Below are 15846 nucleotides of genomic sequence, written 5' to 3' on the forward strand. Positions count from 1 at the left end.
TCACTTAGCGGTGGATACGAAGCGCAACAAAAAAAGGAGCAAGCGCTCCTTTTTTTGTTGGTAAGATTTTATATAAACCGGTGTTTACTAGTAGGTACCCTGCCAGCTGGGGAAGACGCCGGTAACGAGTTTGGTGGCGCCGGTGCTGCTTTTGCTGCCTGCCAGGTAAGCGGTATAAACGTTGCCAACTTGCAGCATTCGTCCCGGCAGGGAAGAAAGATTGTTGTTGGTAGCCAATACAGAATCCTTGCCAGCTACTTTGATGGTGATCACATCGGTCTGGCCAAGGTTGTCCGGCAGTTGTACAAACGACGTGGGGAAATAGCCAGCAGCAAAGGTTCTGTTGCTATCCACTTTCTGTGTGCCGATGAATACATCCACCGGGCCTGCATCTTTACTGAGGTTGAAGAAACGGAAATTTATTTTATTGTTTTGAGCGGAGGTAAGATCGTTGTATACAACAACGCCTTTTGCCGGCTCATCATAAATCAGATAAGTGTAGTAGGAAGTAGAGTCGAAGTTGTAAGTCGTTTGTGTTACTACGCTGTCTTTCTTGCCAGCGGCGGTGAACAGGTAGGTGTGGTTACCACCGAAGCCGTACCATCTTGACTGGAAGTTGAAGTTGATCGGGTTGTTGCTGGTGATCTTGGTATCGTTGTCATAGAAGTCCAGGTTCACGCCGTTGGTGGATGCATTGAGTATCCATACCCAGTACTGAGGTCTGGAAGGAGTGATGTTAGTATCATTTTTCAGACAGGAAGAAAGTCCCAGGATTCCTGCAAACAAGGCTACAATGGCCCAAGCACGATTTTTCTTTGTTAGCATCTGCTCTCAGTTTTTTGTTATGTGAGATTTAATTTTTCAATCATTCAGTTTTGAACCTGCCGAGATCTGGTTGAATGGTCTTCCGGCGTTCCAGTTCATGTTGGTAGATCATCTCTCCCAAAGCCTTCAGGAAAGGCTTCCCCGTTTCTTCGAATTCGTACTGGTCATCTCCCAGTATGCCATCTTTGTTGACGTAAATGGAGGCAGATAATAAAAACTCTATACCGTTGGAAAAGTCTACAATATAGGCTGCATCAGTTAAAAATCCATACGCCCATCCGGGTTTGTTAAAGATCCTGATATGTGATGGTATCCTGGCTGTTTTCTGTCCGCCATACATCAGGAACTTCACGTAGGCCTGCTTGTACTGGATATGGTCATACACCGGATCTTTTGATGCCGGCGGGTACTGCGACATACAACGATACAGGAAATTATAATCACTTTCATTTAAACGGAAACGTTGCGCTTTTGTTACAGCCTCCGGAAAAATTATGCTGCGTAAAATTTCATGCAGTGAAACGAGAGGGAGGCGGTTGCGGTAGGAGAAGTCCATAGGCCGCTGTTCCAGCACCCCGAGATGATTGTAATGTGCCTGGCCAACAAGATCGAGGCGTGAGGAGAAAGACAGCCGGCTGTATTGGGCGGCTTGCTGGTACAATAATCTTTTGCCATCCATGAAGCGGACCGCATTGGTATGGCGGTTGGCTTCTTCGTGCAGGGGCAGGCCTACGCGGTGCCTGATCTCGGAGCTGGTGTAGCCGGCCTCCCACAGTCGCCGGTTGAAAGCTTCCTGGCCAATGAATTCATATAGGCGGTTGAAGGCGTCATTATCACTTACGAGAAATATTTTTTTAATGTAATGCCCGATAGAAGGCAATCCGGATGCCGCGGAATGATCAGCTGTGACGCCGGTATTCACGCCTGCCAGGGGCGCGGTGAACATGGGTGTGAACAGGTCCAGGCCCGGAATATCCAGCTCCCGGAGCTTTTCCAGGGCCAGGATAGCGCCTGGCAGTTTCACCGTAGAAGCAGGGTAGAAGTAGGCCCCTGGCTTGCTGCGGTAATGAAAATCGGTAAAAACCGGGCGCTGGCGGGCATCCCGGTCAATACGGGTGTAAACAATCTGGAGACGGTAAGTTTCAGGATCGCTGAAAACCTTGCCCAGTATGCCTTTGCGGCCCTTCAGCAATGCATACGGAAAATTATCAGTTGTGCGATAATGTTGGGTTTGCATATATTTGTCGGTATTACGTGCTGTAAAGCAAAGGAATTATATTAAAATCCGGAAGAAACCAGAATCGCAATTTGGGAAATTTTTATGCCAACAGGCCCGCAAACTCAGGCATGGAGCGATTTTGCGCTTCTTTTTTCAAGGGCTTTAATATATCAATTTAAATTCTATCTTTGCAACTCTTAAAAATTTTTTATTATAAACCCGAAACAAACAATATGCAACTTAAAGGACTGGTAAGATTTTTTGCCATCGCACTGATCCTTATCTCTTTGTACCAATTGTCCTTCACGTTTTTAGTGCGGAACTATGAGAAGAAGATAGACAAGCAGGCTGAAAACGATGTGGCCAAACAATTCCCTACCGCTGAGATGAAATATCCTGGTAACAAAGAACAACAGGCGTTTTACTCAGATACACTGAAAGGGTTTATTAAACAGAGAAGACAAGAGATCGTGGACAGCACCAGCAATAAGCAGATTGCAGGGTTCCCATGGTACGTTTCCTACAACAAAGCCAAAGAGAAAGAACTGAACCTCGGTCTCGACCTCGTGGGCGGTATGAACGTAGTGCTGGAAGTAAGTGTGGAAGATGTGATCCGTGCGCTGTCCGGCCAGTCCAAAGACCCCGCCTTCAACAGAGCGCTGGACCTCGCGAAAGAACGTAGAAAAGTCAGCCAGGCCGATTTCGTTACTTTGTTCGGGCAAACTTATGCGGAAGTGGCTCCCCAGGGCAAACTGGCTACCATCTTCGCAAATGCTTACCAGAAAGATATCAACTTCAACTCCTCCAACCAGCAGGTACTGGACATGATCCGCAGGGAAGCCCGTGCGGCCATCAAAAACACCTATATCGTACTGCAAAAACGTATCGATAAATTTGGTGTGGCACAACCCAATATCAGCCTGGATGAGAATAAAGGCCTCATCTCCGTGGAACTCGCCGGTGTAGACAATGCCGAGCGCGTACGCAAATACCTGCAGGCCACCGCTAACCTGGAGTTCAGGGAAGTTTATAAAAACAACCCCGAGTTCATCCAGAATGTGCTCAGCCCGATGAACGAAGCCATCAGGAACGCCCTTGGCAACGCTCCCGTAGTTGACACCACTAAAAAAGAAACAACTGCCGCAGCCACTACTGCTAAAGGCGATTCCAGCAAAACCGGCAGCCTGACCGACTACCTCGCAAAAGACAGCGGTAAAAAAGCTAAATCTGATACCGGCCTCGCCGCCAGGGAATTGCAGATCAAAGAAGCGCAGCGTCAAAACCCGCTCTTCGCGATCCTCATCCCTAACGTAGATCCGCAATCAGGTACCATCTTCCCGGGTCCTTCCATCGGCAGGATCTTCCCGAAAGATACCGCTACCCTCCGCCGCTACCTGGAATTACCAGCTGTAAAAGCCGTACTGCCTAAAGATGCAGTATTTGCCTACGGCCCGGAAAATAAAGACGACAAACACGGCGTACTGGAACTCTACGCACTGAAAGTAAACCCTGCTAACCCGGCTCCCCGCGTTGGTGGCGCTAACGTAGTAGATGCCCGTGCAGACGTAGACCAGAACAACCAGAACGAGATCAGCATGACCATGGACGGCGAAGGCGCCCACCAATGGAAAAAGCTGACCGGCGAACTGGCGCCTGCCAACCCGAAAGACAGAGCTACTTATAACTACGTGGCAGTAGTACTCGACAACATCGTTTACTCTGCTCCATCTATCCAGGGCGAAATCGCTGGCGGCCGCTCTTCTATCACCGGTAGCTTCACCCCGGAAGAAGCCAATGACCTGGCAAACATCCTGAAATCAGGTAAAATGCCGGCTCCTGCCAAGATCGTTCAGGAACAGATCGTAGGACCCACCCTCGGCGCTGAATCTATCGCCGCCGGTGCTAAATCCTTCATGATCTCCTTCGTGATCATCTTCGTACTGATGCTGGTTTACTATAACAGCGCCGGTTGGGTAGCCAACATCGCGCTGATCCTCAACCTGCTGTTCACCTTCGGTATCCTGGCCTCCCTGGGCGCTACGCTCACCATGGCCGGTATCGCAGGTCTCGTACTCACAGTAGGTATGGCCGTAGATACCAACGTAATCATCTTCGAAAGGATCAAGGATGAACTCACACATGGCAAGTCGTACCCACAAGCCATCAGCGACGGTTACCGCCGCTCCCTGGCGCCGGTGCTCGATGGTCACGTAACCTCCTTGCTTACAGCTTTCATCCTGTTCTACTTCGGTCTCGGTCCGGTACTGGGCTTCGCAACCACACAGATCATCGGTTTGCTGCTGTCCCTGTTCTGCGGTATCCTCGTATCCCGCATGGTAACTGACTGGTGGACGAATAAGAAAAGACACTTCGAATACTTCACACCGATTTCCCGCAAAGTGTTTAAACACGCTGCCTTCGACTTCGTTGGCAAACGTAAATTCGCTTACGTGATCTCCGCTGTGGTAATGATAGCCGGTATCTCTTCTTTCTTCCACGGCTTTGACCACGGTATCGACTTCTCCGGTGGCCGCAGCTTCACCGTGCGTTTCGAACAACCCATGAAGACTGACGATGTAAGGGCCGCACTGAAAACAGAATTTGGTTCTGAACCATATGTAAAAACGATCGGTACTACCAACCAGCTCAACATCACTACTGCTTACAAGATCGAAGAACAAAGTATCGCAGTGGATAATGAAGTGGTGGAAAAACTGTTCCATGGCCTGAAGAAATACTATGATCCCAGCGTTACACAGCAGGCCTTTACAACCCGCTATATCGTAGGTTCACAAACAGTTTCGCCCACTATCTCCGACGATCTCCGTCAGGGTGCTGTAAGGGCGACTATACTGTCTATCGTAGTGATCTTCCTGTACATCCTGCTGCGATTCAGCAAATGGCAATATTCTATCGGTACTATCTTCTCCCTGCTGCACGACGTACTCGTAACATTGGCAGTATTCTCCTGGTGCAGGAGCTTCGTACCTTTCACACTGGAAATTGACCAGCACTTCATTGCTGCGATCCTGACAGTGATCGGCTTCTCCATGAACGATACCGTGATCGTGTTCGACCGTATCCGTGAATACTTCAAAACCGGTACGCATGGTAAAGACCGCAACACCGTGATCAATAAAGCGATCAACGATACGCTGAGCCGTACCATCATGACCTCGCTCACTGTGTTCCTCACCATCCTGATCCTCTTTATCTTCGGTGGTGAAGTAACCCGCGGTTTCGCCTTCGCAATGCTGATCGGTGTGATCACTGGTACTTACTCCTCTATCTTCGTAGCGGCGCCTGTACTGGTTGACTTTGACAAGAAGAACCAGCTGTCTAACGAAAGCGACGTACTGGCCGCTCCTGTTAAGAAGGAAGCAGCTACCAAGTAAGATGATTAATCCGGAAAATGTTTGATACAAATAAAAATCCCCTCTCGTTATACGGGAGGGGATTTCTTTTTTCAGTAAGTATGCTTAGCTGTTGAATACAAAGCCCTGTGTATCTGCCTCCTGGCGGTAATCTATTTCGATGCCCATGAGGTGCATGGCATGTGCTTTCTTCATAATCACGGGGATGCCGGCAATCTCGAATTGCTCATCATCCGCCTGTTTGGCGTCAAAGCCCAGCATATAGGCCATCCCTGAGCATCCGCCGCCCTTTACCCCTACACGCAGGTAGGGCGCCTCTGTACCGCCTTCCAGCAGCTTTTTCAGCACGTTTACGGCGTTATCTGTCAGCCTTATAGGTATCCCATTCATATCTTCATCAATTTTATAAATCAGCTTCGCGGAATAATTTTCGGATTTTTTGATTTACGGATGTGAGGATTTGATCAAATCCTCACATCCGTAAATCAAAAAATCCGAAAATTACGCTCCTGCTAAGGTCAATAAGGTTTGATGCAATTCCAGCACCTGTGGTATCACCATATGTTGTTCATCGTTTCTGATCACGTAATCGGCTAAACGCATTTTGATGGTTTCGTCGATTTGCTTGTACATGCGCGCCAGTACTTCATTACGGGTTACATTGTCCCGTTTCATGACGCGATGCACGCGAAGGGGCTGTGGTGCAAATACAGCGATGATTTTATCGAGATGATGGAAAGATTCCGTTTCAAATAGCAGGGCAGCCTCTTTGAGTACATAGGGCGTATTTTGCTGTTGCGCCCAATTGTCGGAATCCCGTATGGTGGCCGGGTGTACGAAGGAGTTGAGTACGTCCAGCTGGGCTTTGTCGTTGAAGACAATATTGGCGAGATGTTTACGGTTCAGGGTACCATCGGGGAAATAGACTTCCTCTCCGAAATGTGCTTTGACCTGAGCGGCGAGCGCGGCGTCTCTGACGAGAATGTCTTTAGCTCTTTCATCTGCGTAGTAGACTGGTACGCCTAGTAGTTCAAATATTTTGCTGACGGTGCTTTTTCCGGAGCCGATGCCTCCTGTGATTCCAACCTTTAACATAGCAGCACCAAGTTACAATTTTGTCAGGAAAACAAAAGGGCCGCGGTGAGCGGCCCTTTCAGTTATTTAGCTGCACCGGCAGCGGCTTTGTTCTGTTGTTGCTGGGTATATTCCATGCTGATGGCAGAGCGTTCCATTGTGAGGGTGGTGCCTGCGCTTACTTCGATTACCAGGGTATTATCGTCGTTGATCCTTTTCACTTTACCGTGGATACCGGCGATGGTGACAATTTTATCACCTTCTTTCAGGTTCTCACTAAATTGTTTTTGCAGTTTGGCCTTTTTGGTCTGGGGGCGGATCATGAAGAGCCACATGACGGCGATCATACCGCCGAAGATCAGCATTTGAGGCAGTGCGCTGCCGCCGCCGCCAGCCTGAGGTGCCATTAATAAAACGTTCAGCATGTCTATAATTGATTTAATAGTTTGATCAATAAATTATTTCACTATGATATTGCATTGGATCTTTGGGCCGATGATGTAACCACTGGCATCGTTGATCTTTACAGAGATATCTTTTTGTGTGTAACCTTGTTTGCCGTGGCTGTCGAATACTACTTTCAGGAAGCCTGATTGTCCTGGTTTGATGGGCGCTTTGGGCCATTCAGGTACAGTGCAGCCGCAGCTGGAGATGGCATCTTCGATTATGAGATCTTTGGAACCGGTATTGGTAAATTTGAAAGAGTATTCCACTTTCTCTCCCTGGGTGATTTCGCCGAAGTCATGTACTTTTTCTTCGAAAGTCATTACCGGGCCTTTGCCGGGATTGGTATTGGCTTCTACGGTGCGCATGGAGCTGCTGTCGGCAGGCGCTTTGCTTGCTGAATGATTGTTGCAGGCAGCGAGGAAGATGCTACCACAGGCAAGGAATGTGAAGAGTGTTTTCATGTCTCTTTTAATCGATTTTACCGTAAAAATAGTGCTTCCGCTTATTTTTTAGGACGATCCTGTTTTTGTACCAGTTGTTCTTTTTCCAGGTCTTTCAGGATATTGTCCAGTATGCCGTTGATGAACTGGCCGCTTTGCGGTGTGCTGTAAGCTTTGGCCAGGTCGATGTATTCGTTGATCGTCACTTTGGTAGGGATGGTAGGGAAGTAGAGAAATTCGCATACGCCCATTTCCATCAGCAGCATATCTACGGCGGCGATACGTTCCGGGTCCCAGTTCTGGAGCTTTGGTTTGATGAGTTCCAGGCAATATTCTTTTTTGTCGATGACGGTCAGCAGCAGTTCACGGGCATAGTCCAGTTTCTCTTTGCTGATGAGCTGAAGGAAATTGAACAGGTGCGGTTTGTTGAAGTAGTTGCTGATCAGGATGGCCATCATCTCTTCATCATCGCCCCAGTGGAGGAAGTTATCTTCCATGTGTTGGATGAATGCTTCATTTTTGGCCAGTATTTCTTTATAGATGTATTCGAGTATTTCTTTTTCGCCGGCTTTGCTGCGTTGTTCGTCGGCGATATAAGTTTTATAGGCATCGCTGGCAACGAGTAAATTATACAGTTTGCGGGTCAGCTCCTGATCGGCCAGGTGCTTCATTTTCCACTGTTCCAGGTTCACCTGGAAGCCTTTGTCGTTTGTAATCTGGTAAATGAATTCGTTGCCTGCAATCTTGGTGTTTACCTGCAGGTCCTCGGCAGAGGGTAAATGTTTGGAAGCACGGGTTTGCGCGTCAATTTCTGCGTATTGCGCCACCTGTACTACTGAATAAAGTAAGTAAGTAAAGATCTGGCAGGTCTGATCCAGCTTTTCATTCAAAAGTCTGGTGGCCGTGCCCGGCTTAATACTGCTTTGCTCCATCGTTTCCAGGGCGTAAAGCGTTTGCATTACTTTCACCCGGATGTTTCTTCTACTGATCATCGTATAAAAAAGAACTGGTATAAGGGCGCAAAACTAGAGAAAAATTTCGATATTTATGGATTTTCTGATAGCAGATGGCCCGGATACAGGGATGTCATGTCAAATTTTCCTGGCCCATGTCATGATTTGTCAGTGTGAAAGGCCTTCATCTTCCATGATAGCTGCAAATTTGACCCGAAACGGCCCTTGGCATAATTCTCGTGGACGCAAAACACGCAAAAAAATTCAACTACTTCTTTAAATAAAAACTACTATGGCTAAAAAATTAAGTATTAAACCTTTAGCTGACAGGGTAATTGTGAAACCTGCAGCCGCAGAAGAGAAAACAGCTGGTGGTATCATCATCCCCGATACTGCAAAAGAAAAGCCCCAGAAAGGTACCGTTGTTGCAGCCGGCCCTGGTAAAAAAGACGAACCCGTTACCGTGAAAGTTGGCGACACTGTTCTGTATGGTAAATACTCCGGTACTGAAATCAGCATCGAAGGTGATGACTACTTAATCATGCGTGAATCCGATATCCTGGCGATCGTTTAATTGACGCGTCCCTCCGATATCCGTTAATTATCTAAATCCTAAAATATTTCAAAGTATTATGGCAAAACAAATATTCTTCAACATAGACGCCCGCAACAGAATGAAGAAAGGCGTTGACACCCTGGCAGATGCCGTGAAAGTAACCCTTGGTCCTAAAGGCCGTAACGTAGTGATCGAAAAGAAATTCGGCGCTCCGGGCGTAACCAAAGATGGTGTTAGCGTTGCCAAAGAAATTGAACTGGAAGACGCCATCGAAAACATGGGCGCCCAGATGGTAAAAGAAGTAGCTTCCAAAACCGCCGACCTGGCCGGTGATGGTACTACCACCGCTACCGTACTCGCTCAGGCAGTTATCGGCGAAGGCCTCAAAAACGTAGCCGCCGGCGCTAACCCTATGGACCTGAAACGCGGTATCGACAAAGCTGTTAAAGCTGTTGTTGAAAACCTGAAAAAACAATCTGAAAAAGTTGGTAACGACAACAAAAAGATCGAACAGGTAGCTTCCATCTCTGCAAATAACGACTCCGAAATTGGTAAACTGATCGCTGAAGCGATGAGAAAAGTGACCAAAGACGGCGTTATCACCGTAGAAGAAGCAAAAGGTACCGACACTACTGTAGAAGTAGTAGAAGGTATGCAGTTCGACCGCGGTTACCTCTCTCCATACTTCATCACCAACAGCGAAAAAATGCAGGCTGAACTGCAGAACCCTTACATCCTGATCTACGATAAAAAGATCAGCACCATGAAGGATATCCTGCACATCCTGGAAAAAGTGGCCCAGCAAGGCGCTCCGCTGGTGATCATCTCTGAAGACCTGGAAGGCGAAGCACTGGCTACCCTCGTGGTAAACAAACTGCGCGGTACCCTGAAAGTAGCTGCTGTAAAAGCTCCTGGCTTCGGCGACAGAAGAAAAGATATGCTGCAAGACATCGCTACCCTCACCGGTGGTATCGTAATCAGCGAAGAACAAGGTTACAAACTGGAAAATGCAGACCTCACTTACCTCGGTAGAGCAGAGTCTGTAACCATCGACAAAGACAACACTACTGTTGTAGGTGGTAAAGGCCAGAAAAAAGATATCCAGGCACGCATCGGCCAGATCAAAGCTCAGATCGAAGTAACTACTTCTGACTACGATCGCGAGAAATTACAGGAACGTCTCGCCAAACTGAGTGGTGGTGTTGCCGTACTGTACGTAGGTGCTGCTACTGAAGTAGAAATGAAAGAAAAGAAAGACCGCGTAGACGATGCGCTGCACGCTACTCGCGCTGCCGTTGAAGAAGGTATCGTACCTGGTGGCGGTGTTGCTTACATCCGCGCCATCGAAAGCCTGGAAAAACTGAAAGGCGATAACGATGACGAACAAACCGGTATCGCGATCGTTAAACGCGCCATCGAAGAGCCGCTGCGCCAGATTACTGCCAACGCAGGTATCGAAGGTTCTATCGTAGTACAAAAAGTGAAAGAAGGCAAGGGCGACTTCGGCTTCAATGCCCGCACTGAAGTATACGAAAAAATGTTCACTGCCGGTGTTATCGACCCGACTAAAGTGACCCGCATCGCACTGGAAAACGCTGCATCCATCGCTGGTATGCTGCTGACTACAGAATGCGTGATCGCAGATAAACCAGAACCTAAATCCGCTGCTCCTGCTATGCCAGGCGGCCACGGTATGGGTATGGATTACTAATCTGTCTCATCATCAAAATAAAAAAAACTCCTCCCGCTGTCAGCAGGAGGAGTTTTTTTATGTGCAAAATTGGCAGCCACTGTAACATTCCGCGCCTACTCCCGTTAAAATATTCAAGCGAGTTAAATAACAGATGCGGATGAAACCATTCTTACAAATGATAACCCTCTTTCTGATCACAGGACTAAGCGCCTGTATGAAAGAGCAATCTTCCCTCAACGATATTATGCAGGCCGGCGAAAGATCCGATAACGCCATACTTTCTTATTTACGCGTACACAACGATACTACCGTTTCCAAAGACCCTTCCGGCCTCTTCTATAAGATCATATATCCAGGCGATTCCATCCACTACCTTTCCCTTAATTCCATTCCTACCGTGAGCTACACCTATCAGCTAACGAACGACCAGGTAGTTGTGAACTCTTTTGGGGAGACCGATTTCAATGGCCGGCGGCTGAAAGATCATATCCTTGGCTGGCAGATAGGTCTCAAGAAAATATCCAAAGGTGGCAAGATCATCCTGTATATGCCGCCATCACTGGCTTTCGGCACCGTTGGTATTCCAGGCCTCATACCACCCGAAGCCGTTGTGATATCAGAAGTGGAATTGATTGATTTCAGATAGAAATGCTTATTTTTCAATTTATATTTTTCATCACTTTAACATTAACTGCACATCGAATGAAGAAACTTTTGTTCCTGGGAGGATTATTGATGGTCTTACTTGTGGCCTGCTCCAAAAATAATAACGACGCCCCTGTATCCCGACCATTTGACACCTCCAGACCCGCGGGGAGTTTATATGCCCAATTTAAAATTGACTCGCTTAAAATAGACGCATATCTTAAGGAGAAAAATATCACTGCACAGCAAGACCCTTCGGGCATTTTTTATAGGGTGATCAATCCTGGAACAGGAACTGATGTGATTAAAGTAACGAGCTTCCCAACTGTTGGATATAAAGGTTACCTGCTGAATGGTACAGTGTTCGACGCCAGCGATTCCACCAACTTCGGATTTCAGGCTCAGATGAGAGATCTTATTCCGGGTTGGTACCTTGGATTAACCAAGATTCACAAAGGTGGGCAAATACAAATATTTCTCCCTTCCAAATTTGCATATGGTGAAAGAGCCTTTTCATTCACATACAATGGAGTTTCAGATAGCATCCGCTCAAATTCAGTATTGGTCTTTGACGTGAAATTATTTGATTTTAAAGATATTAATCAGTAAATAACTTTGCACCAACGCCGGCAATCATATGCCGGCGTTGGATTTAATGCCCCGTAACCCCGAACTTGATTTGTACTGTAACCCGATTGCTTAACCCAATTCCTGACTAATAAATATTTTACTATGAAAAGCAACTATTTTCTGTATTGGCTTTTAGGCAGTAGCCTTTTGTTTACCTGCTGTACCAAGGAACACCAACTTACGTCTGTGGAAGATGATAGAAAAGTTGACTTCGCTTCTATAGATTCTCTTGGAGTTTATCTTTCTTTTTCTGATTTAAATGCCTTTCAACAGGCTTTGATCCAGCAACATCGAAAGTTTAGCGAAGGGGCTACAGACATAGATCCATTTAAACCCGGATTTAAATCAATGTTTACTGCTTATCAGGCTTTCAATCACCGGCTGGATGAAATGGAGAAAAGGCAGGATAGTACCGGGTTTTGCAAACTTAAGGCTGATTATGCTACCGTATTGCACTGGAATGATAGCACATCTTTCAAATTGAATTGTAATGATCCGGTTATTGCTTCATTGGTGAATACAAATGGAATTGTCAAGATCGGAAACGAGATTCATCAATATTCCCGCAACAAAACGGTCGTACTTAAATCCGGCGACCGCTCAGTACTTCAGCAAGCTGCCATGATGGAAGGCAATACTGAGAACAGAATGTATAAAGTGATGATGAACAATCAGGGAACCAGCGCCAAACTGACATTCCCTAATTTTCCGAAAGAATATACCCTTGATTGTGGTAATCCGGGTAATAATGAAACCAAAAGTAACAGCACCTATGGAAACCAATTATCTATTACCAGTGGGAAATATACTTTGTACGCCTGGCTGAATATAGCCAGCATACGTAGAAATGGGGTGTTGTATGGTTTGGCCAGCATTGGTTACCGCGCTGAGGAGAAGGGTTTTCTGGGCGTTAAACGAGAAGTTAAAGTTGTTGCGCCTACAGCTGCGGGGTCGGTTATTGTTACATACCCAAGCCCGGGAGTGCCAGTAGCTAATTATAGAAGAGGATATTCATTCTATGATTTTTCCTTTACGGATACGATGTATGACAAGTATTATACAACCTGGAACGGTACGTTTATCCTTGCGATATCTGAAAAGCTGGCCAAATATCCAACCCCTGGTGATATAGTTACCCTGGGCGGATCATTGCCAGCATTGATTATGAGATATGGAGCTAGTCCTGAATGTGCTCCTTATCTTTTTAATGATATCACTCCATATGGCCTGGACATGCAAACAATGGGGAATAATTACTACTGGCAACAACTTTCTATTCTGGAAGCACAAGTTCCGGCGCGGCCTTTTGTGTTCAAAGTCCAGATTGAAGGAGTGGCCGGACAATTCACCTTCCAATGGATTTAGCATAGATTGCCCCCGTAAGGGCAGATACCGGATAAGGCAAGGGGCCGCATCTATTTGGTGATGCGGCCTTTTCTAGTTCAATATCGCACAGCACTGTATCAAAACCGGACACTCATCACTATCGATCTCCTGCATGGAAGCGGGTTCCCCCTTTGGCACCTTTTTGGCGCCCTTGCTGCCATGTCCAGTAATTATCTACTCATCGCTTATCGACGGATCAGGCGAAACCTGAGTTACGTCTTCCTGAATGTATCGGGCCTTGCCCTGAGTGTTGCTGCTTGCCTGTTGATCTTCCTCGTTGTAAAATATGAATTCGGTTACGACCGTTTCCATCACAAGGCAGATCGCATCTACCGCGTTACCTTCAATGAGCTTGATCTCAACCCGAGTGTCTCCTTTGCCATAGCGCCGGCGCTGCGCAACGATTTTCCGGAACTGGAAAACGTAACATCTGTATGGTTCCGGGAAGGTGCGCTGCTGAAAGCAGGCAACACAAAATACATGGAGAAAAATTTTGCTTTCGCAGATGAATACTTCACCAGAATGTTCGACTACGAATGGGCGCAGGGCGATCCGCATACAGCATTGAAAGAACCGAATTCCATCGTACTTACGCAATCTCTGGCAAAAAAATATTTCGGCAGCAAAGACCCCATGGGACAGATCATCCGCTTCGATAATGAGCACGACGTGAAAGTAACAGGATTGCTGAAAGATATCCCCGGTAATACCCATCTTCCATTCAATTATCTCATCTCCTTCTCAACCATCAGAAAAGATATTGAAGGGATCATGAAAGAGTTGTACGCCATCGCCGGCGGAACTACTTACATACTGCTGCCACCACATTACGATGTGGCGAAATTGCAGCAGCGTATGACAGGTTTCTTGCGCAAGAACTGGGGTGAAGATGCTGCGAAGAAAGTAAAGCTGCCCCTGCAACCCTTGACGGATATTCACTTTGACCAACGCTATATCGATGCTCCCGCCAGCCCAACCACCTCAAGGGATATCTACTGGGGATTGGCCGCCATCGCGGTATTCATCATCCTGATCGCTTGTATCAACTTTATCAATCTGGCCACGGCACAGGCCTTGAACCGGGCAAGGGAAGTGGGCGTGCGCAAAGCCTTGGGCGCCGGCCGTATACAATTGATCCGTCAGTTCCTCAGCGAAACCACCATGCTGGTAGTGTTTGCGTTGCTATCCGGATGCCTGCTGGCATGGATATTCCTGCCGGATGTGATGCAATGGATGAACCTGAAAATATCTCGTACGCAACTGTTGCAACCTGATGTGCTGTTACTGATGCTGGCATTGATCGTAGTGGTCATACTGGGGGCAGGCTTGTATCCCGCTTTTGTACAATCCGCCTTTGATCCGGTGACATCGTTGAAAGGCGCTACCAGCAGTACTTTCAAAGGAGTGACGTTGAGAAAGGCATTGGTGCTCGTACAGTTTGGCGTTTCGCAAGCCCTGATCATCGGCACCTTGATCGTGGCACATCAGATGGATTATCTCAAAAACCAGGACCTCGGTTTCAACAAGGAGGCGATGATATCTATCGATATCCCCGACTGGCATAAATCGGCTACCATTGAATCGGTGTTGGCAGCGAATCCTGGCGTGGCCGGCTATGCGTTTTCCAGCGGCTCCCCTGCCAATTCCGCGGGGTGGGCCGGCTTTACCGCACCGGATATGGGTTTGACGGATAATAATGTGACAGAACTTAAATTTATAGATGAGAAATATACTGATCTTTTTGAGCTGAAGATGTTGGCAGGAGAGAAGATCGCCAGGATAGCGCCGGGTGATACCGTTGCTAATGCTGTAGTGAACGAGAGCATGATCCATAAACTGGGTATCACCTCACCGGCAGCGGCTATCGGTAAAAGGATCAACGTGAGGAAACCGGTGATTATCGCCGGTGTGGTGGCGGATTTCCAGAGTGAGTCGAGGCATAAGAAACGTCGTCCCTGTGTGATCTTGTACGAGCCATCAAGACTTTCTACGGCAAACATAAAAATTCAACCAGGTCAGTTGCATAAGGTCATCGACCAGCTGAATCATTTGTGGACCAGGCTTTTCCCGGATGAGATATTCGGATATGAATTTGTAGATGATCACATTGCCGCCATGTATCAACAGGAAGAGAAGACCTATACGGCCTTCCGGCTGTTTTCATCACTGGCTATACTCATCGGCTGTCTTGGCTTATACGGCCTGGTGGCGTTTGCGGCGGTGCAGCGTACCCGGGAAGTAGGTATTCGCAAAGTATTGGGCGCTTCTACATCGGATATCATTGTGCTCTTTGCCCGTGAGTTTGTGGTGTTGATCGCTCTGGCTTTTGTGCTGGCGGCGCCGCTGGCTTATTTCGCAATGCAGCAGTGGTTGTCGGGATTCGCTTACCAGGTGCATATCGGCGGCAGCACCTTCCTGCTGGCGATCATCACCTCGCTGGCCATCGCTTTGATCACCATCGCACATCAATCACTGAAGGCAGCGATTGCCAATCCGCTGAAGAGCCTTAAAACTGAATAAAGACATCGCAATGTCATAAGCTCACAACACATTTTGGGTATGTCAGCTGCTTTCGCTTAATTTTACAGATAAATCAAGAAAAGC

14 protein-coding genes are annotated in these 15846 nt (G+C 47.3%); 7 read left to right on the plus strand and 7 right to left on the minus strand.

Annotated features, from left to right (window positions below; translation table 11 throughout):
* Positions 1-87 precede the first annotated feature (87 nt).
* Entirely contained in the window at positions 88-825 is a 738-nt protein-coding gene (locus FPG75_RS13145; protein ID WP_143307317.1) for a DUF4397 domain-containing protein, read from the minus strand.
* 40 nt (positions 826-865) lie between these two features.
* A complete protein-coding gene (locus FPG75_RS13150) occupies positions 866-2062 on the minus strand; it encodes a serine hydrolase (protein WP_143307318.1) in 1197 nt (398 codons plus the stop codon).
* Positions 2063-2277: 215 nt separating this feature from the next.
* On the opposite strand from FPG75_RS13150, the gene secDF reads away from it, so the two are divergent.
* Complete coding sequence (gene secDF, locus FPG75_RS13155; RefSeq protein WP_143307319.1) at positions 2278-5439, plus strand: protein translocase subunit SecDF; 3162 nt, start codon at positions 2278-2280, stop codon at positions 5437-5439.
* 84 nt (positions 5440-5523) lie between these two features.
* Here secDF and FPG75_RS13160 read toward each other — a convergent pair whose 3' ends face one another.
* The 5 genes from FPG75_RS13160 to nusB form a co-directional block, all read right to left on the minus strand.
* The gene (locus tag FPG75_RS13160) at positions 5524-5808 is read right to left on the minus strand and encodes a HesB/IscA family protein (protein ID WP_143307320.1); all 285 of its coding nucleotides are present in this window, start codon (positions 5806-5808) and stop codon (positions 5524-5526) included.
* A 111-nt stretch (positions 5809-5919) separates the two neighbouring features.
* Positions 5920-6513 carry a dephospho-CoA kinase gene (coaE, locus tag FPG75_RS13165; RefSeq protein ID WP_143307321.1) on the minus strand — a complete coding sequence of 198 codons (594 nt, stop codon included), beginning with the start codon at positions 6511-6513 and terminating at the stop codon, positions 5920-5922.
* 62 nt (positions 6514-6575) lie between these two features.
* Positions 6576-6899 carry a preprotein translocase subunit YajC gene (gene yajC / locus FPG75_RS13170; protein ID WP_236652783.1) on the minus strand — a complete coding sequence of 108 codons (324 nt, stop codon included), beginning with the start codon at positions 6897-6899 and terminating at the stop codon, positions 6576-6578.
* Between the two features lie 51 nt (positions 6900-6950).
* Positions 6951-7400, minus strand: coding sequence for a DUF1573 domain-containing protein (locus FPG75_RS13175; RefSeq protein WP_143307323.1), 450 nt, complete (start codon positions 7398-7400; stop codon positions 6951-6953).
* Between the two features lie 41 nt (positions 7401-7441).
* The gene (gene nusB, locus FPG75_RS13180; RefSeq protein ID WP_143307324.1) at positions 7442-8371 is read right to left on the minus strand and encodes a transcription antitermination factor NusB; all 930 of its coding nucleotides are present in this window, start codon (positions 8369-8371) and stop codon (positions 7442-7444) included.
* 253 nt (positions 8372-8624) lie between these two features.
* Between nusB and FPG75_RS13185 the strand changes: the two genes are divergently transcribed.
* From FPG75_RS13185 to FPG75_RS13210, 6 genes are all read left to right on the plus strand, one after another.
* Entirely contained in the window at positions 8625-8906 is a 282-nt protein-coding gene (locus tag FPG75_RS13185) for a co-chaperone GroES (RefSeq protein ID WP_143307325.1), read from the plus strand.
* 58 nt (positions 8907-8964) lie between these two features.
* Complete coding sequence (groL, locus tag FPG75_RS13190) at positions 8965-10599, plus strand: chaperonin GroEL (RefSeq protein ID WP_143307326.1); 1635 nt, start codon at positions 8965-8967, stop codon at positions 10597-10599.
* 157 nt (positions 10600-10756) lie between these two features.
* Entirely contained in the window at positions 10757-11227 is a 471-nt protein-coding gene (locus FPG75_RS13195) for an FKBP-type peptidyl-prolyl cis-trans isomerase (RefSeq protein WP_161596792.1), read from the plus strand.
* A 56-nt stretch (positions 11228-11283) separates the two neighbouring features.
* The gene (locus tag FPG75_RS13200; RefSeq protein WP_161596793.1) at positions 11284-11835 is read left to right on the plus strand and encodes an FKBP-type peptidyl-prolyl cis-trans isomerase; all 552 of its coding nucleotides are present in this window, start codon (positions 11284-11286) and stop codon (positions 11833-11835) included.
* Between the two features lie 123 nt (positions 11836-11958).
* Positions 11959-13221 (plus strand): hypothetical protein, encoded by a 1263-nt coding sequence (locus tag FPG75_RS13205; RefSeq protein WP_143307329.1) that lies wholly within the window; start codon positions 11959-11961, stop codon positions 13219-13221.
* A gap of 180 nt (positions 13222-13401) precedes the next feature.
* Positions 13402-15762, plus strand: a complete 2361-nt coding sequence (locus FPG75_RS13210; protein WP_143307330.1) for an ABC transporter permease — start codon at positions 13402-13404, stop codon at positions 15760-15762.
* Positions 15763-15846: the final 84 nt, after the last annotated feature.

Origin of the sequence: Chitinophaga vietnamensis (assembly GCF_902167635.1) — a bacterium.
GTDB classification, from domain to species: Bacteria; Bacteroidota; Bacteroidia; order Chitinophagales; family Chitinophagaceae; genus Chitinophaga; species Chitinophaga vietnamensis.

Coding starts and splice junctions, on each gene's coding strand:
- FPG75_RS13145 (WP_143307317.1), bottom strand. CDS start 825: ATGCTAACAAAGAAAAATCGTGCTTGGGCCATTGTAGCCTTGTTTGCA.
- FPG75_RS13150 (WP_143307318.1), bottom strand. CDS start 2,062: ATGCAAACCCAACATTATCGCACAACTGATAATTTTCCGTATGCATTG.
- secDF (WP_143307319.1), top strand. CDS start 2,278: ATGCAACTTAAAGGACTGGTAAGATTTTTTGCCATCGCACTGATCCTT.
- FPG75_RS13160 (WP_143307320.1), bottom strand. CDS start 5,808: ATGAATGGGATACCTATAAGGCTGACAGATAACGCCGTAAACGTGCTG.
- coaE (WP_143307321.1), bottom strand. CDS start 6,513: ATGTTAAAGGTTGGAATCACAGGAGGCATCGGCTCCGGAAAAAGCACC.
- yajC (WP_236652783.1), bottom strand. CDS start 6,899: ATGGCACCTCAGGCTGGCGGCGGCGGCAGCGCACTGCCTCAAATGCTG.
- FPG75_RS13175 (WP_143307323.1), bottom strand. CDS start 7,400: ATGAAAACACTCTTCACATTCCTTGCCTGTGGTAGCATCTTCCTCGCT.
- nusB (WP_143307324.1), bottom strand. CDS start 8,371: ATGATCAGTAGAAGAAACATCCGGGTGAAAGTAATGCAAACGCTTTAC.
- FPG75_RS13185 (WP_143307325.1), top strand. CDS start 8,625: ATGGCTAAAAAATTAAGTATTAAACCTTTAGCTGACAGGGTAATTGTG.
- groL (WP_143307326.1), top strand. CDS start 8,965: ATGGCAAAACAAATATTCTTCAACATAGACGCCCGCAACAGAATGAAG.
- FPG75_RS13195 (WP_161596792.1), top strand. CDS start 10,757: ATGATAACCCTCTTTCTGATCACAGGACTAAGCGCCTGTATGAAAGAG.
- FPG75_RS13200 (WP_161596793.1), top strand. CDS start 11,284: ATGAAGAAACTTTTGTTCCTGGGAGGATTATTGATGGTCTTACTTGTG.
- FPG75_RS13205 (WP_143307329.1), top strand. CDS start 11,959: ATGAAAAGCAACTATTTTCTGTATTGGCTTTTAGGCAGTAGCCTTTTG.
- FPG75_RS13210 (WP_143307330.1), top strand. CDS start 13,402: ATGTCCAGTAATTATCTACTCATCGCTTATCGACGGATCAGGCGAAAC.